Origin of the sequence: Cellulophaga geojensis KL-A, assembly GCF_000568425.1 — a bacterium.
Classification (GTDB): domain Bacteria; phylum Bacteroidota; class Bacteroidia; order Flavobacteriales; family Flavobacteriaceae; genus Cellulophaga; species Cellulophaga lytica.
Genome location: NZ_ARZX01000001.1, coordinates 13,243 through 33,175 on the forward strand (window position 1 = coordinate 13,243; position 19,933 = coordinate 33,175).

At 31.6% G+C, this 19,933-nt stretch carries 21 protein-coding genes; 1 reads left to right on the forward strand and 20 read right to left on the reverse strand.

Annotated features, from left to right (window positions below; translation table 11 throughout):
* Window positions 1–89 precede the first annotated feature (89 nt).
* The 10 genes from KLA_RS00075 to KLA_RS00120 all read right to left on the reverse strand — a co-directional run bounded on the left by KLA_RS00075 (window position 90) and on the right by KLA_RS00120 (window position 7,274).
* Window positions 90–653, reverse strand: coding sequence for a Crp/Fnr family transcriptional regulator (locus KLA_RS00075; protein ID WP_034642690.1), 564 nt, complete (start codon window positions 651–653; stop codon window positions 90–92).
* Window positions 654–1,050: 397 nt separating this feature from the next.
* A complete protein-coding gene (locus KLA_RS00080) occupies window positions 1,051–1,995 on the reverse strand; it encodes a hypothetical protein (protein WP_152536816.1) in 945 nt (314 codons plus the stop codon).
* Between the two features lie 55 nt (window positions 1,996–2,050).
* A complete protein-coding gene (locus KLA_RS00085) occupies window positions 2,051–2,542 on the reverse strand; it encodes a hypothetical protein (protein WP_034642693.1) in 492 nt (163 codons plus the stop codon).
* A gap of 311 nt (window positions 2,543–2,853) precedes the next feature.
* Window positions 2,854–3,300, reverse strand: a complete 447-nt coding sequence (locus tag KLA_RS00090; RefSeq protein ID WP_152536817.1) for a hypothetical protein — start codon at window positions 3,298–3,300, stop codon at window positions 2,854–2,856.
* Between the two features lie 237 nt (window positions 3,301–3,537).
* Window positions 3,538–4,044 carry a hypothetical protein gene (locus KLA_RS00095; RefSeq protein ID WP_034642699.1) on the reverse strand — a complete coding sequence of 169 codons (507 nt, stop codon included), beginning with the start codon at window positions 4,042–4,044 and terminating at the stop codon, window positions 3,538–3,540.
* A gap of 161 nt (window positions 4,045–4,205) precedes the next feature.
* Window positions 4,206–5,540: a coiled-coil domain-containing protein gene (locus KLA_RS00100; protein ID WP_034642702.1), complete on the reverse strand. Its 1,335-nt coding sequence runs from the start codon at window positions 5,538–5,540 to the stop codon at window positions 4,206–4,208.
* A 491-nt stretch (window positions 5,541–6,031) separates the two neighbouring features.
* Entirely contained in the window at window positions 6,032–6,349 is a 318-nt protein-coding gene (locus tag KLA_RS00105; protein ID WP_013621782.1) for a hypothetical protein, read from the reverse strand.
* Between the two features lie 39 nt (window positions 6,350–6,388).
* A complete protein-coding gene (locus tag KLA_RS00110; protein WP_034643305.1) occupies window positions 6,389–6,586 on the reverse strand; it encodes a hypothetical protein in 198 nt (65 codons plus the stop codon).
* A 10-nt stretch (window positions 6,587–6,596) separates the two neighbouring features.
* Entirely contained in the window at window positions 6,597–6,944 is a 348-nt protein-coding gene (locus KLA_RS00115) for a hypothetical protein (RefSeq protein WP_013621780.1), read from the reverse strand.
* Window positions 6,945–7,274: a YtxH domain-containing protein gene (locus tag KLA_RS00120; RefSeq protein WP_013621779.1), complete on the reverse strand. Its 330-nt coding sequence runs from the start codon at window positions 7,272–7,274 to the stop codon at window positions 6,945–6,947. It abuts the gene before it with no gap.
* A 181-nt stretch (window positions 7,275–7,455) separates the two neighbouring features.
* Between KLA_RS00120 and KLA_RS18040 the strand changes: the two genes are divergently transcribed.
* On the forward strand, window positions 7,456–7,632 hold the full coding sequence (locus KLA_RS18040; protein ID WP_013621778.1) for a hypothetical protein: 177 nt from the start codon (window positions 7,456–7,458) through the stop codon (window positions 7,630–7,632).
* A gap of 309 nt (window positions 7,633–7,941) precedes the next feature.
* Here the strand turns inward: KLA_RS18040 and KLA_RS00125 are convergent, their stop codons facing one another.
* From KLA_RS00125 to KLA_RS00170, 10 genes are all read right to left on the reverse strand, one after another.
* On the reverse strand, window positions 7,942–8,760 hold the full coding sequence (locus KLA_RS00125; RefSeq protein WP_013621777.1) for a universal stress protein: 819 nt from the start codon (window positions 8,758–8,760) through the stop codon (window positions 7,942–7,944).
* 22 nt (window positions 8,761–8,782) lie between these two features.
* A complete protein-coding gene (gene hemN, locus KLA_RS00130) occupies window positions 8,783–10,144 on the reverse strand; it encodes an oxygen-independent coproporphyrinogen III oxidase (RefSeq protein ID WP_034642706.1) in 1,362 nt (453 codons plus the stop codon).
* Between the two features lie 84 nt (window positions 10,145–10,228).
* Window positions 10,229–11,278, reverse strand: coding sequence for a lactonase family protein (locus tag KLA_RS00135; RefSeq protein WP_034642708.1), 1,050 nt, complete (start codon window positions 11,276–11,278; stop codon window positions 10,229–10,231).
* Window positions 11,279–11,381: 103 nt separating this feature from the next.
* On the reverse strand, window positions 11,382–12,749 hold the full coding sequence (gene fucP / locus KLA_RS00140; protein ID WP_034642710.1) for an L-fucose:H+ symporter permease: 1,368 nt from the start codon (window positions 12,747–12,749) through the stop codon (window positions 11,382–11,384).
* A gap of 189 nt (window positions 12,750–12,938) precedes the next feature.
* Entirely contained in the window at window positions 12,939–14,348 is a 1,410-nt protein-coding gene (locus tag KLA_RS00145) for an MBL fold metallo-hydrolase (RefSeq protein WP_034642713.1), read from the reverse strand.
* A 65-nt stretch (window positions 14,349–14,413) separates the two neighbouring features.
* A complete protein-coding gene (locus KLA_RS00150) occupies window positions 14,414–16,138 on the reverse strand; it encodes a SulP family inorganic anion transporter (protein WP_034642715.1) in 1,725 nt (574 codons plus the stop codon).
* A 68-nt stretch (window positions 16,139–16,206) separates the two neighbouring features.
* A complete protein-coding gene (locus KLA_RS00155) occupies window positions 16,207–16,989 on the reverse strand; it encodes an aldose epimerase (RefSeq protein ID WP_034642721.1) in 783 nt (260 codons plus the stop codon).
* 26 nt (window positions 16,990–17,015) lie between these two features.
* A complete protein-coding gene (locus tag KLA_RS00160) occupies window positions 17,016–17,603 on the reverse strand; it encodes a sugar O-acetyltransferase (protein ID WP_034642723.1) in 588 nt (195 codons plus the stop codon).
* Window positions 17,604–17,615: 12 nt separating this feature from the next.
* Window positions 17,616–18,596 (reverse strand): PLP-dependent cysteine synthase family protein, encoded by a 981-nt coding sequence (locus KLA_RS00165; protein WP_013621769.1) that lies wholly within the window; start codon window positions 18,594–18,596, stop codon window positions 17,616–17,618.
* Window positions 18,597–18,688: 92 nt separating this feature from the next.
* A complete protein-coding gene (locus KLA_RS00170) occupies window positions 18,689–19,930 on the reverse strand; it encodes an ABC transporter permease (protein WP_034642725.1) in 1,242 nt (413 codons plus the stop codon).
* Window positions 19,931–19,933 lie beyond the last annotated feature (3 nt).

The following is a 19,933-nucleotide window of genomic DNA, read 5'->3' on the forward strand; positions in this document are numbered from 1 at the left end:
CTTCTTTTTTATTTTGTACACTACAAACTTCTAAACTAGAGTACTGTTAGAGCGTGATAAACATCACAATTTTAAAGAGACTAAATACGTTAAGAAGAAAGCCGACTAAGTGTCTCACGTGAAACACCTAAATATGAAGCTAAAAGAGTTTTGGGAACTCGCTGAAATAGTTGAGGATATTGTTTAAGTAACTGTTTATACCTTTGCTGAGCATTTGAAGTTAAAAAAGATAAAATTCTATTTTGTGAAGAAATGTATCCTGCGTTAGATTTTTGGAGAAAAAAACGCTCCATTTTGGGTAATTGAGATAATAGTTTTTGATAATTTTTGAAGCTTAAAGAAAATACCATAGTGTCCTCAATACACTGTAATGACATTTTAGCTTTAGTTTCTGTAAAATAAGCTGAAAAGTCACTTTCCCACCAGTCTTCCATTGCAAATGAAACAATATGCTGTTTCCCATTTGTGTCATCGTAAACTAATTTTAAAAGTCCCGAAACAACAAAATAACAACACTTTACATTATCTTCTACTTGAATAAGAAAATCATTTTTTTTATATTTTTCAAATGAAAAATGCGATAGAACAAATGAAAACTCATCATCTGTAAGAGGTATTAAATTTTGAATATGATCTCTTAACTTTTCTTCCATCAAAATTGAGGTGATTATTTTTATTATACAAGACAGGTACAGGCACTTTAATTTTGTCTTTGTAATATTTAATTTTACTTAAATTGGTTGATGCATAACTGTATGGCTTTTTTCTTTACCTGTTGTCCATTTCTAGTTTTAAATTCAATTGCAAGTATTCTACATCCCCTCTTTATCAGCGCCATAGAATAGGGCTTTACCTATGCATTCAATTCCGTTTTTTTAATACCCATTATAACAGCCCAAGATTTAATTCCTATTAGTATAAGTAAAGAACCAAGAATTAAAAGACAAATTTCAGGTTTGTAAAACATATAAAATCCAAAAAATAAGTACTATTGGTATTGTATATTTTTTTTGTGTAAATTCCATTTGTTACTCTTGTACTTAATTATGATTAAGGTAAATCTAGATCTGTATCTATGTTATAAAGCATTATCCTATTTTTTGTAGGCAAACAAATTATATTTAAATACCTATCTCCTTTACTAGTTTTCACAAATAACCTTATCTCCATATTAGCCTCATATCTGTATTGTTTTTTGTACCATCTAACCTGTGTTTTTTCAGGTATAATTGACTCTAAAATTTCTAACTTATAAAAACCCTTATTTAATTTAGCCTTATTTTCCCGTAAATAATTAGAAAGTTCTCTTGCAGACCTCATTGGAGCATCTAATAAATCATATTCTTTTTCCTGAGGGTATTCTTTACTTAATTTTTTGAAATCTTTATTTTTAATTATATTAAAAATTTTGACGCCATAAGTATAAAAGTCTTCATTTAACTCATTAATAAAGTATGTTTTTTGAGAAGAAATTTTACTTAGTTTATAATTTTCTAATTCTAGTTTATTTTTAGAAACCCACTGGTTATTATATCTATGCAATTTATAGTAATAGGGAGAAATGGTAATCAATAAAGAATCTTTTAAGAAATTAAAACTTACGTTAGCTGTTCTCTCATCTGGTTCATTATTTGCATTTGGTTTTATATAATATTTAAATGTATTGTAATATTGATTATCAAGTTTTAGATTATACTTTTTTATAGTATCGCTTATATCCCTATAATTCTTTGCTATTATCTTTTCTTGATTATTTACATAAAGAATAAAATTCTCAAGCATTTTACTTCCCTTTTGTGTTTTCTTCAAGTGGTTAACCCTTTTTAATTCACTAGAATCAAACTGTCTTCTAAATTTTTCAAAATCATTATTTTCTACAGCACTAAAAATACTATCTATATAACTTGAGGGAGTTACAAATGCTTGCTGAGATTTAACAATATAACTTTGTAACATTAGAATAATAAAAAGGAGAAGGAATGTTTGTTTTTTCATCTGTTTTTTTGAATAATCATTGCTTGCATAATAAACTAATTTGCCTTAATTATTGTTATACACCAGTTTGTTCTATCTCTTTTAATTTCACTATCAATTCCTCAATCTGAACTGTTGGTATTTTAATAGCTGATTCTATTTTTTTATTTTCATCCCCTATAACCAATGTTCCTATTTTTTCTTCTGCGTATCCTATTTTATTTATAAAAAAATCTATCTTATTTAATTTTATAGTTTTTGTTTGATCCTTAAACCATCCAAAATTTGCTTCGTATTTTAATGTTGATGAATTCCAGATTATAGTCTCTTTACCATAAGTATTCCAAAGAGCTATTTTTAAAAGTCTAAACCCTATAAGTCCAAATAAGAATAAACCAATAAAGTACCCTATCTGTAATCCTTTTCCAATTGCAATTGACATAATAGTAGCTACTAATGGTATAAGAAATGATGTAAAAGCAAAAAAGAACATAACAACTCTAATAAAGAGTGGGCTTTTTTTTGCCTTAAGTACTATTATCTTTTCATTTAAACTGTACTGTTTCATTTAGCTGTAGTATTTATTTCCCTACCAATCCTAACTCATTTTTTATGTATGTCCGTTCCAATAGTTTTGTTGGATTAACACTCCACTTTTCTGCTATACTCATCACTAACTTTTCTTCCATCAAATAATAATTCTAATTTTTAATGTTGTGCTTAAATGATGTATAATGTATTTGTATATAGTTAGTGCGTGGCTTAAGCACCTAATTTAGAAAATAAAAACAGAATAAAAAGTCTGCTAGTCTAAAAGCTTCGGGATTTGTAAGTAGGCGTATACTAGCAATGAATTATACGCATAGCTGTAAACTGTTTTTATTTAATTATTTCAAACATTCTTTCGCTATTATTAGCTTCCCATTTTAAATTTCCATTATACCATACTTTTGTTACAATTGTATTAGAACTGTTTTTGTCAATTTCTGTTTTTATAATATCGAAATCAGAGTCAGAAAATTCAATTTTAGTTTCTGAGAGATTGTTTGCGTCCAACGTTGTACTTGGTGAAATATTTAAAACTTTTCCGTTTTCTCCTTTAACAACCTTAATTCCTTTTGGGGAGTCTAAATTACTTTTATAATATTTGTTCCATTCTCCGTTTATCTTATGGTAAATGGTAATGCTCGTTTCGTTATAACCATTATCTATTTCAAATAAGTTATCGCCTTCCGCATTTAAGTATTTTATATCAATTCCAATATCAACGTTTATACAACATTCATTGTCATCTGCACAAGCAAAAATTGAAAGCCCTATTATCACAAGTAATATAATTTTTTTCATCAAAGTTTCTTTTCTATAAGATTCAATTTTCTTAATTAGTTGCGTATAAAAAGACGCTAACTTTTCGGATTAACACAGAGCCGTCCCGAAGCCTCGGGATTATATTTTGTTTTTAATTTTTCTCTTTTCAAAAGCCAAATCAAAAATTTGGCGGGCTTACTAAATATACACAAACCTTTCGGTTTAGTAATTATTAGCTATGTTTTTTACACGGTGTTAGCCACTGGCTTTTTCATTTATTTGTTCGAAAATATCGGATAAGAAATAGTCTTTGTCTCTAGGAACTATTCCAAATACAGATTCAATTTTTTCTAAAGTTTGTTCATTGACTAAATCAAAATCGTGCAATGAACTCAAGTCAGATATAAAACAGTCGTAGAAATTAATTCCGATTATTTTGTCAAAAAATTCGAATGCGATATGTTCGTTTTTTTCAATTCGGTCACTCTCGGTATATTCTAATGGAACATTTGCTCCAGGTCTTGGGATTTCCGTATTATTATTCTTAAAATCAGTAAGGTGCTTTTTTAGATTTTCAACAGCTTTATTTTCCGTTTCTCCGTGAGCGACTAAACTCCACCAATTCGTAAATTTTGCTCCATATTCCAAATTGTTTTGTTCCGAATTCGGATTTTTCCACGTTTCTAATGGATAATCATTAAAATCCCATTCCGATTTTAGAAATGATTTCAGGTATTTTATTTTGGCTTTCAGTTGGTTCATTCAGCTTGTGGCTAACGTGTTTGTATATGGTTTGTTGCGTGGTTTAAGCACCTAATTTAGCAAATAAAAACCGAATAGAAAATCCGTAAGTCCCGACGCTTCGGGATTCGTAAGTAGGCTAGAACTAGCAATAAATTATATACGGTGTTACCACACGTTTTTTAATCAAGTTTTGTCATTTTAATTATTCTTTCAGCTACTTCAACTAAATCTTTTAAATTTCCAGACTCTTTTGATTCGTTAGATTTTTTGCTGTCTCTTTTCCTTAATGGGTCTCTATGTATTTCTTCAAGAGCAGTTTTAATGTAATGTACATATTCTTCATTTCCATCAGTTCCATTTTTCTTTAACTGTTCTGAAAAGCCAACAATAGCTTTAGATAAAACCATTTTATAAGCATAATCTTCTATAATGTTTTTCTGTTTTGTATATTGATTAGCACAGAAAATCGCTCCGATTATAGGTAGAGGAAGAAGTGAAATTCGACCAATTAAAAGTCCAATGTTATTCGGGTTGGTTTCTAAAATCCAAATTCCTAAACAAACCGTTCCAATTAAACAGACAATAGCACCAAAAATCCAACTTCCAAAAATCCATTTGTTATTAGAATTTTCATACTGTCCTTGAAAAGATGCACTAATCCCTTCTGCAGTAGTGTAATTAAGTGCTTTTTTTGATGATTCAATTAACTTGTTAGCTTCTTTTAAAATTGATTTCCTTTCTAAATCATATTCCTGAAGCTTTTCATTATTAGTTTTTGTTTTCAACTCTAAATCATCAAGTCGTTGTTCTCTGTCTAAAACTTTGTCAGCAAAAGAAGTAATTAGTTTTTCATTGGATTTACTTTCTGTTAATGATTCTGTGATTTCTACAAGGTTTTCAGAGGCTGTTTCATTTATTGTTTCTAGATTAGTATTTATTGTCTCTAGAGTTTCCGATTGCTCAATTAATTTGTCTTTTTGTTCAACTATTTTTTCTAATTCCGCTTCAATTTCTTCTAGTTTTTCATTACTCTTTTCTAATTTTTCTTCTAAAGTACTATTGCTATTTTCTATATTTTGATTTAATTCTTTTGAGTCAACTAAAACCTGTTGTAATTGTAGTTTAATTTTTCTTACATCTTCTATTTCACTTTCAAATTCAATTTGTCTGTCTGAAAAATATCTTACATTATAACTTCTCAAAAGTATTTTTAAAGCTTCAAATTGAGGAATGTAATTAGCTGGACTTGTTAAATATGTTTCTATCCGAGTTAAATTTGAATAAATACTATTCCTTTCACTGTAAGTGGATATTTTGACAAATTTAGAAGGGTATCTAGTTAATGTAGAAATATCAGTTAATAAAGCTTCAATTCCTCCAATCAGACCTCTAAAAGTGTATTCGTTTTCGCTACCATATTTTTCAGAACTATAATCTTTCAAATTCAAGTCTTTTATATTTTCTCGAATAGAATCTCTTTTCTCACGGATTTGGTTTATAGTTGTTAATTCCATTGGTTGTTCTTAAATGTGTGGTAACTACATATAAACGCAATTAATTGCGTTTATTCCGCCAATATGGTTGTATAAACGCACATTTGCCTTTCTAGTTGTTTTTTGTCTGTTAATTTTCCTACAATGTAAAACTATTTTTTATATCACAATTACGGAAATGTGTAATTGACATAAAATAGTTTACCTGTGGTAGTTTTTTAATTATAAATTACTACAAAAAAAAGCAACACTATATACATAGTGCTGCTCTCTTAAAAGAGAGGTTCTTTTGGGGAACAGTCTCGTCTCTTACAATTCTAACTTAAAAACCAACTAACTAATTTTCTTACAATTTATAATTAATTTTTCTACTTAAAACATACATATGTATAGTTGTAGCAAAATACTTTACCAATGGTAGCTTTTTAATGGTAGTTTGTTATAAACAAAAAAGCAACACTAAAAATAGTGTTGCTTTTTCTCATATATATAGAGCTGTTTTGGGGAACAGTTTAATTGTTGTAATTTTCTTTGGGTATGTCTTTAAAAAATTCTGCTGCATTTAAATTACCCGTTGGCCCATAGCCAATTAAAGCAGTACCTTTATTGTTGTCTTCTGTTTTTATAACATACAGTATAGACATATCAGACGGGTTACTCATACCCTCATACCTGTGTTCTTCTACCACAAAAACTTGTTGTGGCGTGTATTTGGTTTTTTCTTCTACGTCTACCAATTTGCCATCTACCACACTAAAGTTACTGGTGTAACCTTTTGCTTGGTATTTTTCTATGTTATCTCTTTCGTTTTTTGCATATTCATTACTCATAGTTGTGTGTGTTTTTGTGATTAAACGTTAGGCAATAGCTTATTTAAATAGTTTTTTAATAACTAGTAAAGCTCCGTATTTACGTGCCAGCTTATAAGCCCAGCTTACCCAGTTGTATGGTTTTAAGTCTTCTGCAACTTGGTGTTTTTGTGACTTTAGCTCTTCTATTAGTATTTGCCTTTCTAAACTAAGCCTTTTCAAATCCAGCTCAATTTGCTTAAATGATGTGTATTGCATAGTTTGTGGTTTAATCAAAATATGTCTTAGACATATTTTTAATTAATATTTTATCTATAAATGTTCTTCTACTATACACCAATAGGCCAAACAGTATAAAAATACCTCCTACTGCCAAATACCCTAATGGTATATTGTTAAACAAGTCTCCTAAAGCCAGTGCAGCGCCAATTGCCATAAACAAAAATGCTAACAGTAGTAGGCCTCCTATAATAACTGTTTTTACTACATAGGATGATGTACTTGTTAACTGCTGAAAAACTTTTAGCTCGTAGTATTTTTTAGATACATCTACGTATTTTTTTCCAGCCGCTGCGGCTTCAGTTGCCGTTTTGTCTATGGAGTTAATTACACTCATTTATGATTTTTGTAATTTTTTGTTTTTAGCCTTTAGCTCTTTTAATTTACCTTCTAATTGGTTAATTACATCGTCTGCTTTGTAACTAGCGTCAGATACTAAGTTTTCAATTTTTGTGTCTAACGTTTCTTTATTTGTTGCTACTGTTGCAGCTACCGTATTTCTTAAATCTAAAGCACTATCTGCAAGAGATTCTTTTGTTGCTACGGCTTCATCTACCAATTTTCTTCTGGTATTAATTCCTTTGTCTGGCGCAAACAAAATTCCTAATGTTGCTCCTACTGCGGTTCCTGCTAATACTCCTAATAATGTGTTACTGTTATTGCTCATAATTTTTATATTTTATTTGTTTGTGTTACAAATTTCAGCAAACTATAGGGGTTACATTGCCGCAAATGATATTATCCTTAACTCATTTACCATAAAGCATTTGAGTTATTTTTATTTTTTTTTGCGATACTAGTTTTTACCACATTCTTGTATACTTGTGCACACACTAAAAACTATAACAATGAAAAGAGATTTAAAACAAGGAGAAGAAGATATTAAGTTTATGAAAGAAGAAGAGAAAAAAACAAGTAACTACTTTTTTCAGAACAACACTATTACTATAGCTGCATTTATAATTGTAATTGCAGCATTAATACTATTAACTATTGCTGTTTTTAGTACAGGTACAGAACTTTAATTACTTTTTTTTGCAAGACTGACAATTATCATATTATAGGTGGGTTTTAGCCAATATCTTTACGGTATAAAACATAAATACACCACCAATAATGAAATTAAATATAATATTATCTAATTTAAATAATGGTAAAATAATGATTGCCATTTTTGCGCTAGTATGCATTGTATTAGTGGCAATAGTTGTAGGTTTTTTAATGAATAGTACTAAAAAAAAAGAATAATACGTGGTTAATGGTTAGTTGTAATAATTGATTACATGTTTGGTTGAAATGAAAAAGCAGGTTTTTAAAACCTGCTTTTTTTATGTTTATATTTTAAATGTTACAACGGGTATGGTGGCGTGGTTTGCAACATCTTCTCCTATGCTGCCCATAAAAAAGTGAGATAAGCCTTTTCTGCCGTGTGTAGATATGGCTATTAAATCTGCATTTGTTGTATTGCTGTAATTTAAAATTCCTTTTTCTACAGTATAGTCGTTATAAATTTCTACTTCTATACCTGCATTGGTTTTAGATATAAACTGTGCTATTCTGGTATACGCATCTTCTGTACTTAAAAAATTATCACCTGGTGTGTTTATATACACGTAGTTTATTTTGGCTCCTAAAAGGTTGGCAAAACTTTTTACTTTATGAAAAGCTGGTATGTTGTCTTCATTAAAACTAGACGCAAAAACAATAGAGTTTACTGTAAAATCTTCAATATCATCTTTAATTACCAAAACTGGCACTGTTGCATTACGCACTACACGCTCTGTATTGCTACCTATAAAAATTTCTTCTAAACCATCTACACCGTGGGAGCCCATAACAATTAAGTCTGCTTTGTGCTCTTCTGCTACCTCATTAACCTCACTAAACACTTTGTAATGTTTTATTATTGGTGTTACTGTTAGGTCTTTTAAAAATGGTTTGTCTAAAAACTCTGAGAATCTTTTTTCTGTAAGTTTTAATAAAAATACAACTTGCTCTTGTGGTAATCCTTCAGAAGAAATCATTACAGCATTTAGCTCTAACATATGCAAAACTACAAGCTCTGCGTTGTGCTTACTAGCTAAAGATGCAGCAACTTTTAATGCTTTATTAGATTGATCTGAAAAATCTACAGGTACTATTATTTTTTTCATGCGTAAAATTTAAAGTTTATAATTAAATTGTCATTGAAAATAGTCTTGTCTGTGGTGTTTTTTGATGTAGTAACACATCAAAAGCCATACATATATTTCTAATAAAAGGCCTGCCTTTATCTAATACAGTTAGCTTTGTAGAAGAAATTTCTATAAGACCATCATTCTTCATTTCTTGTAACTTGTCTAAAGTTTCGCTTAATTGTGCAAATTCTTCATTTTTGTTACTCCAAGAAGTTTCTAACCTACACATCAAATTTAAAATATGTTTTCTAATTACAACATCTTCTTGTGTTAAAATGTGTCCTCTATAAATAGGAATTATATTATTAAATACCAAATGATTGTATTCTTCTAAACTTTTTACATTTTGCGCAAAACTATACCAACTATCACTAATACTAGAAACACCTAAACCTATCATTACTTGTGTTTTAGATGGTGTATACCCCATAAAATTTCTATGTAAATTGTTAGTTACCATAGACTGGTATAAACTATCGTTCTCTAGGGCAAAATGATCCATACCTATTTCTTTATAACCTACTTTTGCTAGTAAGTTTTTTCCTTTCTCATACTGGTCTCTTTTTTGTGTTGCTGTTGGCAAATCTTCGTCTTTATAACCTCGCTGCCCATTACCTTTTAACCACGGTACGTGTGCGTAACTGTAAAAAGCCAACCTATCTGGCAGCAATTCTTTTGTTTTTAAAATGGTTTCTTCTACGTGCTGTAGTGTTTGGTGTGGCAGTCCAAAAATAATATCATGACCAACAGAGGTATACCCTATTTCTCTAGCCCACTCCGTTACATTTTTTACATTCTCAAAAGACTGTACTCTGTTTATTGCTTTTTGCACAGTACTGTTATAATCTTGCACGCCATAGCTTACACGCCTAAAACCTACGTTATATAATGCTTGTAAATGTGCTTTAGTAGTGTTGTTTGGGTGACCTTCAAAACTAAACTCGTATTCCGCTGCTCGTTCTGCTTTTTTAAAAATACCATTTATAAGTGCCTGTAAGTTTTCTGGTGTAAAAAAAGTAGGTGTACCACCACCCAAATGCAACTCTTTAACAATTGGTTTTTCTGGCAACATATTGCAATACAATTGCCACTCTTTTAATACTGCTTGTATATAAGGTGTTTCTACTTCATGCCTTTTGGTTATACGTTTATGGCAACCACAAAACGTACAAAGACTTTCACAAAAAGGCAAGTGTATGTACAAACTGATGCCTTCTGTAGCGTTACTTTCTTTAAAAGATTTTATTAAGGTGTGCTCCCACTCCTTACCAGAGAACGTATTAATATCCCAATACGGAACTGTTGGGTAGCTAGTATATCTTGGACCTGGAATATTGTATTTCTGAACTAAATTGCACATTTATATAGCGTATTTTTAAGGTAAAAATACAGGCTATTTTATGCTATAACTATGACAAATGTCATACTACCAAAAAAATACAATTTAGGCTTTATGCCAAACTATGCAAGTTGGGGTATTTATGTCTTTTATTTGGTGTGATAGGGTTAACGTACCTTCATCTTTATTTCTTTTAAAAACACTTACATCATTAGAGCTTTGACCAGCAACCAGTAACCAATCTTCAGACGGAGACAAATTAAAATCTCTTGGTACTTTACTGCCCGCATCTACACGCTCTACCAATGTTAATTCTCCCGTTTTTTTATCAACCTTAAAAACTATAATTTGACTAGTGGTTCTTTCTGATGCGTATAAAAATTTTCCGTTATCACTTATTCTAATAGCTGCCGCACCTGGCAAACCTGTAAAAGATTCTGGCAACAATTTTATGGTTTGCAACAAACTACTGTCTTTGGTAGAAAATACACTTACAGTACCAAACATTTCGGTTAACACATACACAAACTCTTTTTTAGGATGAAAAACACAGTGTCTTGCTCCACTACCTGCGGCTACCTTAAAGTCTAAATTAGCCCTATTCATAAAACCAGTATTGCTACCTTTTTCATAGGTTTTAACAACATCTAAACCTAGGTCTGTTACATACATTCTGTTTTTGTTGTACAAGCACATATGCGCGTGCGGCCCTTCTTGCCTGCCTGGGTTTACTCCTTTACCGGTATGTTGTAAAATTTGAGCATTTTGCACAAAACCGTTTTTCTGTATGGCATACACCTCAGCATTTCCTGTACCATAATTGGCAACAGCAACTTCTTTACCATTTGGTGATATGGCTATGTGGCAAGGGTATGCGCCGTGTATGTATTTTTCATCTATAAATGTATAATTACCATTACCGTTGTGTTTAAATACTTTTAGTTTTGGTGTATCTTCATAGGCAATTTCTTCAATAACATACAAACAATTGTTTTTTTCATTGTAAGCAAAATAGCTTGGGTTTTTAAGTGGTAAATGTCCTATTTCTGTAGTAGTACCTGTATCTTTATTCCATTTTAAAATGTAAATACCTTTACTTTTTCCTATTAAGGTTTCAGACATTTTTTGGGTGTAACCACCAACCAATACAATCATAATTTAAATGCTAGTTATTTAAAACACAAATTACAAATAAAAGAGTAACATTACTTTATAAGCTACTTTAAATTTACAATAGCTTAAAAAAGTGTTTGTGTAATTATGTTGTTGTTACACCAGCCTCATACTTTTTAAACACCATATAGCCATACCAAGCTATGTATACAAAACATAAAAAAGGCAATATAAAAGAGAAATTAATTTCTGATACGCCCATTATTATGGTGTCTGATACTCCTGTACCTCCCATATCTATAATTAAACCTTGTAAAGGTGGCATTAAAGCACCTCCAACAATTGCCATTATTAAACCTGCAGAACCTACTTTAGACTGATCTTCTGTTAAGCCATCTAAAGCAATACCATAAATAGTAGGAAACATTAAAGACAAACAAAATGATACGCCCACCAAACTATACAAGCCAAACATACCATCTATAAAAATAGTACCTAAAACAAATACAATTGCCAGTACTGCAAAACCAGACAGTAGTTTACCTGCGCTCATAAAACGCAACATTGCTGTGCCAATAGCCCTACCAACTACAAAAAGTAAAAAGGCTATAATTTGATAATAGAATCCGTCTTTTAATACCTCTGTACCAAATACTGTAATATAACTTTCTTTAAAAACACCGGTATTAACCAAGCCTTCTACGTATTGATAAATATAGGTCCAACACATAATTTGTGCTCCTACGTATAGTATTTGCGCTAAAACACCCAACGCATATTTTTTATTTTTAGCTAAGTCTTTAAATGTCTCTTTTATGCTTGGCATTTTACCCTCTGTACTATTCTGAGGCATTTTACTTACCAAAAACAATACAAAAAAACCAATTAAAACTAATCCTAAAATCACATACGGGTCTCTAATAACCGCTAAATCTGATGCAGTTATAGCCGCTTTTTTAACGGAGTCTAATGCAGCAAAGTTTTCATAATCATCTGACTGTAGTTTTTCTGCTACAAAAAATTTAGCAATTAAAATACCCGCAATTAACCCAACCGGATTAAACGCTTGTGCCAAATTTAAACGCTGTGTAGCTGTTTCTTTTGCTCCCATTGCTAATGCATATGGGTTTGCTGCTGTCTCTAAAAAAGCCAAGCCAAAGGTTAAAATATACAAGCCTAAACAAAAAAACCAAAATTGCTCTGTTACTGCTGCCGGATAAAAAAGTAATGCTCCCGTTGCAAACAAGCCTAAACCAATTAACACACCTACTTTGTATGAGTATTTACGCATAAACATTGCTGCCGGTAATGCCATACAAAAGTAACCACCGTAAAAAGCCATTTGTACCATAGATGCCTGTGTATTGCTAAGTTCTAACACTTTTTTAAATGCAGATACCATAGGGTCTGTAACTGCATTAGCAAAGCCCCATAAGGCAAATAAAGAAGTAATTAAAATAAACGGAAGCAACATTTTTTTGGTTACAACAGGTACTTTGCTTGTAGTTTTCATATCGTAGTTTGTTTGGTTTTTAATTTAATGTACAATGTATTTAAAAGACAGCACGTAAACCATTTTTTTTCGACTAACAGATGGTTTTAAAGTAATTATGACGCAATAGCTACTAAAAACAAAAAAGGTTAAAACAAGCTGGTAAGCACCAAACTGTTTTAACCTTTTGTAATTTGTGTTGTGCTACTACTACAAAGTAGATGGACAAACGTATTTTGTTATATTCATATCTGCTTTACGCATAGCCGCAAAACCACCTGCAATATCTACTAAATTATGAATTCCTCTGCTTTTTAAAATAGATGCAGCAATTACAGATCTGTAACCACCAGCACAATGTATATAAAAAGTTTCTTCTTTAGGAAACTCTGCTAAATGGTTGTTTAGCATACTTAATGGTGTACTTGTAACATCTACTAAATGCTCTGACTGGTACTCGCCTACTTTACGAACATCAAAAACAGGTGCATTTTTTTCTGCAATTTCTTTTTTAGCTTCTTGTGCAGATATAGAGCGTAAGCTATCTACTTCTTTACCCGCAGCTTTCCAAGCTTCAATACCACCTTTTAAATAACCAATAGTATTATCAAAACCAACACGAGACAAGCGTGTAATTGCTTCTTTTTCTAGTCCGTCTGGTACAACCAAAACAATAGGTTGCTTAACATCTGCAATTAAAGCACCAACCCAAGGAGCAAAACTACCATTAAGTCCTATAAAAATAGATCTTGGTATGTGTTCTTCTACATATTCATTTTGGTGCCTAACATCTAAAACAATTGCATTAGTTTCATTTGCTACAACCTCTAACTCTTCTGGTGATAATGGTCTTGTACCTCTTTCTTGTACAACAGCTATATCATCATACCCCTCTTTATTCATTTTAACATTAAGCGGAAAATATTTTGGAGGAGGAGCTAAACCATCTGTAACCTCTTTTATAAATTCTTCCTTAGTCATATCTGCACGTAAGGCATAATTCATTTTCTTTTGGTTACCTAGTGTGTCTACGGTTTCTTTCATCATATTTTTACCACAAGCAGAACCTGCACCGTGAGCTGGGTACACAATAACATCATCTGCTAAAGGCATAATTTTGTTACGTAAACTATCAAACAAAAAGCCTGCTAAATCTTTTTCTGTAATTTCACCTGCTTTCTGTGCTAAATCTGGTCTACCAACATCTCCTAAAAACAATGTATCACCAGAAAAAATAGCGTGGTCTTTACCATTTTCATCACGCAATAAATAGGTTGTACTCTCCATAGTATGCCCTGGTGTATGTAATACCACAATTGTTACATTACCTACTTTAAACTCTTGTGAGTCTTCTGCTATAAGGGCATCAAAACCAGTATTTGCGTTTGGCCCAAAAACTATTGGTGCGCCAGTTGCTTTAGACAAAGAAACGTGTCCGCTAACAAAATCTGCATGAAAATGAGTTTCAAAAATATATTTTATAGTAGCATTATCTGTAGTTGCTCTTTTAATATAAGGGTCTATTTCTCTTAACGGGTCTATAATTGCAACCTCGCCATTACTCTCTATATAATAAGCACCTTGTGCCAAGCATCCTGTATAAATCTGTTCTATATTCATAATCCTTTTCAATTTTGTAAACGCGTAAAACTACGTTAATTATTTTTTTTAGTTACTGATATTTATCAGTTAAAATTTTTTTGGTGTGCCACTTTGGCTCTTAACATTGATATTTCCTTTGGCTCATCAAAATACGTTACAGCTTCAGATGTTTTTACAAACAAAAACTCTCTGTGCAACTCTGTTATAATTCCGCTTGTAAAAATAATGTCTCTTGCAGGACCTATTGCTCCAGCAACATAAAACTGTATGTTTTTTTCGTGAATTTCTCTAATTACTTTTTCTAGCATTTGTGCAGCACTAGAGTCTATATAATTTATGGCTTCAGCATTTAATATTACACCTTTTAGAGCAGCACCTTTTTTATGTATGTGTTTGTACAATTCTGTTTTAAAATAGCTTGCATTACCAAAATACAACTGCGCATCAAACCTAACTATTAATAAATCATCTCTTGTAATTACCTCTGTACCAAAACGACTAACATTTTTGTAATAATCTGTACCTTTTACATTACCCAAAACAGCAAAATGTGGTTTAGATGTTCTGTACACCATTAGCAATAATGAAAATAAAACACCTACCAAAATACCTTCTTTTATGCCTATAAAGACCGTACAAATAAATGTTGCTAACAATACTAAAAATTCGTCTTTACGGTGTTTCCATAGTTCTTTAGGGTAAGCTACGTCTATTAAACCAAATACAGAAACCATTATTATAGATGCTAATACTGCTTTAGGTAGATAGAAAAATAATGGTGTTAAAAATAATAACACCACCACTACCATTATTACGCTAAAAAGTGATGCTAAATTTGTTTTTGCTCCTGCCTCATAATTTATAGCAGACCTAGAAAAACTTGCTGTAACCGGAAAAGATTTAAAAAAAGAACCTACCATATTTGCAGATCCAATAGCAATTAACTCCTGATTTGGGTTTATAGTTTCTTTACCACTTTTTTCTTCTAAAGCTTTACCTATTGAAATAGCCTCTAAATAGCCAACCAAAGCTAATGTTACTGCAATTGGCCAAATATCTAATATGTTTTTTATATTTATGTTAGGTACACCAAATGAAGGTAAACCGTCTGGTATAGCACCTACTATTTTTACTTCGTATTGCTCTAGTTTAAAAAAGTAAACAGCCAAAATACCCAATACAACTACAAATAAAATAGACGGTATTTTTTTATTTATTTTTTTTACTACCACTATTATAAGTATACCAACCATACCAATGGCAAAGTCGTACATATTGGTTTCTGCTACTTTTGCAAACACATTTTTTATTAAAGTTACAAATTTGCTACTGCCCTCTATATTTGCGCCTAGTAAATGTTTAAGCTGACTAAACATAATTATAATTGCTGCACCAGATGTAAAACCACTAATTACAGGTTTAGACATAAAGTTTACTAAAAACCCCATTCTAAATAACCCCAATAAAAACTGAGTAGCACCAACCATAAAACCCAACACAATTGCCATAGCAATATAATCTTGTGTAGTGGCAAGTGACAAAGCTCCTAACCCAGCGGCTACAAGTAAAGAATCCATAGCAACAGGCCCCACAGCCAACTGCCTAGATGTTCCTAAAAAAACATACATTAAGGTAGGAAACAAGGCTGCATACAACCCATATACAGGTGGCAAACCAGCTATCATAGCATATGCCATACCTTGAGGGATTAAAATAATACCAACGGTAAAACCAGCCAATAAGTCTTTTATAAAATCTCCTTTTTTATAGCTTTTAAGCCACGTTAGTATGGGAAAGAAATGCTGCATTAGGCAAATTTACAGTTATTGTTTATAGTATAAATAAAAATTTGAAAAATTGGGTGACAAATAATTTACTAATTAATTGGTTTTAAAAACACTTTATATTCAGCTGGCAACTTACCTATATGGCTAAACCCTTTAAATAATTTGTTTTGTGCAACATCATAAGGGTAAAATGTAATAGGCTCTATACATAACATAGTGTCTACCTCTGTCCATAACATTAACTCTTTAAAACCTTGGGTTTCTATAGTAATAGCATTTGTATTTTGTAGTTCTGCCTTAGTAACATCTCTTAACGGGTAAGCCACACTACCTGCAGCTTTTATATCTTGTACACTAGCTTTAGTATTTTCTCCATAACTAACTTGTGTAGTACTGTTTTCGGTTTTAAAAGCAGGATGGTACCCTAACATATACGGCATACCTTCTTCTGCTGTAATTGTAAATGTAATTTTTAACCCGCTATTAGTAAGTTGGTATTTTTTTTGAAATTGAAAATCATATGGCCAGTACAATTCACTTACAGTAGATTTATTTGGATATTTAGAATTAGTTACTTTGGTATTGGCCTTATACTCCTTTTGAAAAATTGCCGTAGTACTGCTATTTTCTACCAGTGTATATGCTAACTCTCTTAATAAACCGTGTTGGTCTTGCACAGCATCTCCTTTTGGTGTTTGTACCTTAAAATTTGCTTCTGCAGTTGGCCCAATAATAGGAAACATTTCTGTATCTGCGTTTCGCCAACCTGGATCTCCCTTTTGGTGTATAAACTCTACATCATTAACAATGTAATTTACCAGTTCACCTTTATCAATCTTAACGGTTTGGTTTGCTAATTTTAGTGTTATCATGCTAAAAAATTATAGCACACAAGTTACTATTTTATATCAAAATAGACTTTATCTTCTTCGGTAATTTGCCTTTTAACCACACAAGGATTACCTACTGCAACTACATTACTAGGAATATTTTTAGTTACTACACTACCAGAACCAATAACACTATTAGCACCAATAGTTACTCCTGGGTTTATAACAACGTTACCGCCAACCCATACATTACTACCAATAGTTATAGGTAAAGCGTGCTCATAATGTTTGTTTCTAATACTGTGGTGTATGGGGTGTGTTGCGGTATACATTGCAACATTAGGACCTAGCATTACATTGTCTCCTATGGTAACTTTTGCACAGTCTAAAATAGTAAGGTTATAATTGGCAAAAAAGTTAGCGCCAATTTCTATATTATAACCATAATCACACCTAAAAGGCGGCTCTATATAGAACCGCTTAGGAGTTTTACTTAAAAGCTCTATTAAGTCTTGCTTTTGTTCTTTTATTTGTGTGGGCCTGCGAGAGTTAAAATTAAAAACAATTTCTTTTGCTTTTAAACGCTCTGCTGCTAATTGTTTATCGTAAGGAGAATACGGCTTACCAGAAAGCATTTTTTCTTTTTCACTCTGCATATGCACTAACCTTTATTCTATAAAGTTTTGTTCTCTCATCCAATCATCATTAAACATTTTACCAACATACCTACTTCCGTGATCGTGAAAAAGTACCACAACTACATCATCTTTTGTAAAATGTTCTTTTAACTGCAACACACCTTTAATAGCGGCACCTGCACTATTGCCTAAAAACATACCTTCTTCTTTAGCCAAGCGTTGCGTGTATACAGCAGCATCTTTGTCGGTTACTTTTGTAAAACCATCAATAATACTAAAATCTACATTTTTAGGTAAAATATCTTCACCAATACCTTCTGTTATGTATGGGTAAATCTCGTTTTCATCAAACTCGCCCGTCTCATGGTATTTTTTAAATACAGAACCATAGGTATCTACACCCCAAACTTTTACATTAGGATTTTTAGATTTTAGGTATTTACCAACACCAGATATAGTACCACCAGTACCAACACCAACAACAAAATGTGTTATTTTACCTTCTGTTTGCTCCCAAATTTCTGGACCCGTACTTAAAAAATGTGCTTTAGCGTTAGACGGATTGTCATATTGATTTACATACCATGAATTTGGTATTTCTTCTCCTAAACGTTTAGAAACAGAGTAGTAAGAACGTGGATCCTCTGGCTCTACCGCTGTAGGGCAAACAACAACCTCTGCTCCTACTGCTTTTAAAATATCTACTTTTTCTTTAGACTGTTTATCTGCCATTACAAAAATACATTTGTATCCTTTTATTATAGCAGCCAATGCCAATCCCATTCCTGTATTACCAGAAGTACCTTCTATTATTGTTCCGCCTGGTTTTAGTCTTCCGTCTGCCTCTGCATCTTCAATCATCTGTAAAGCCATACGGTCTTTTACAGAATTTCCAGGATTAAAAGTTTCGTATTTAGACAATACCAAACAAGGTAATTCTTCTGTTAGTTTATTTAATTTAACTAATGGTGTATTACCAATAGTCTCTAAAATATTCTCTGCGTAATTCATTTAAATCGTTTCTATTTAAGTGCAAAGATAAATTAATGACACAGAAAAATAACTAAACCTAAAGTTATTGTTAGATTATGTATGTTGTTAGTCTACTCAAACTTAATAGACTTAACAGGACTTATTCTTGTTATAATGTATGATGGTAGTAACAACATAAGCAAACAAAGTAGCATTACACCTATGTTTAAAATTAATACTGTAACAGCATCTATATGCACAGGTATGTACTCTATATAGTATTCTTTAGGGTCTGCAAAAGTTAAAAACTTAAATTTATTTTGTAACCACAACAAGCCTAAACCTATTAAATTGCCCCAGAAAAGCCCAATTGCAATTAAGTAAACTGCATTGTATAAAAACACTTTACGTACACTCCAATTTGCAGCACCAAGAGCTTTTAAAATACCTATCATTTGTGTGCGCTCTAAAATTAAAACCAACAGAGCAGTTATCATATTAATACCGCCAACAATTATCATAATACCAATAATAAGTGCCACATTAAAATCAAACAAACCTATCCACTCAAAAATACTACGGTATTTATCTTTTATATTGCTAGAGTCTAATGTAGAAACCGTAGTGCCGTAAATTTCTTTGCTTTTTTGGTCTATAGCATCAAAGCTATTTAAAAAGACTTCAAAACTACCAACTTGGTCTTTGCTCCATTTATTAATACGTTGTATATGGCGTATGTCTACAAAAACATACGTGCCATCAAATTCTTCAAAACCACTATCATACAAACCAACAATAGTAAAATTTCTGCGGTTTGGTGTTTGTGATGGGTTGTTGTCTTTTAAAAAGAAGGTAGAAAAGGTATCGCCAACCTTTAACTGTAACTTATTAGCAATTAATGAAGACACCAAAACTTCTTCATTTAATTTATCATTGTAATTAGGCAACCTACCAGCTACTACATACTCTTTAAAAACATCCCAATTATAATCTTTGCCTACGCCTTTTGCTATTATACCTTCAAAAGTATCATCTGTAATAATTATACCTCCTTTATTGGCTATGGCTTGTACGTGAGTAATACCGTCTATATTTTTAAATTCTGGGTAAAATTCTTGATTTATAGACACAGGAACAACAGACACATCTGAGGTGTTATTGTCATAATTAAAAATTTGAATATGCCCATTAAAAGCGGCTACTTTTTCTCTTACCTTTTCTTTTAAGCCATCTCCTGTTGCAATAGCAAAAAGCATCATAATTACGCTCAATGCAATTGCTACAATAGCAATTTTTATTATTGGCGCAGATATACTACTTTTATTCTCTTTACCTTTAATTAGGCGTTTAGTAATAAAAAATTCTAAGTTCAATTT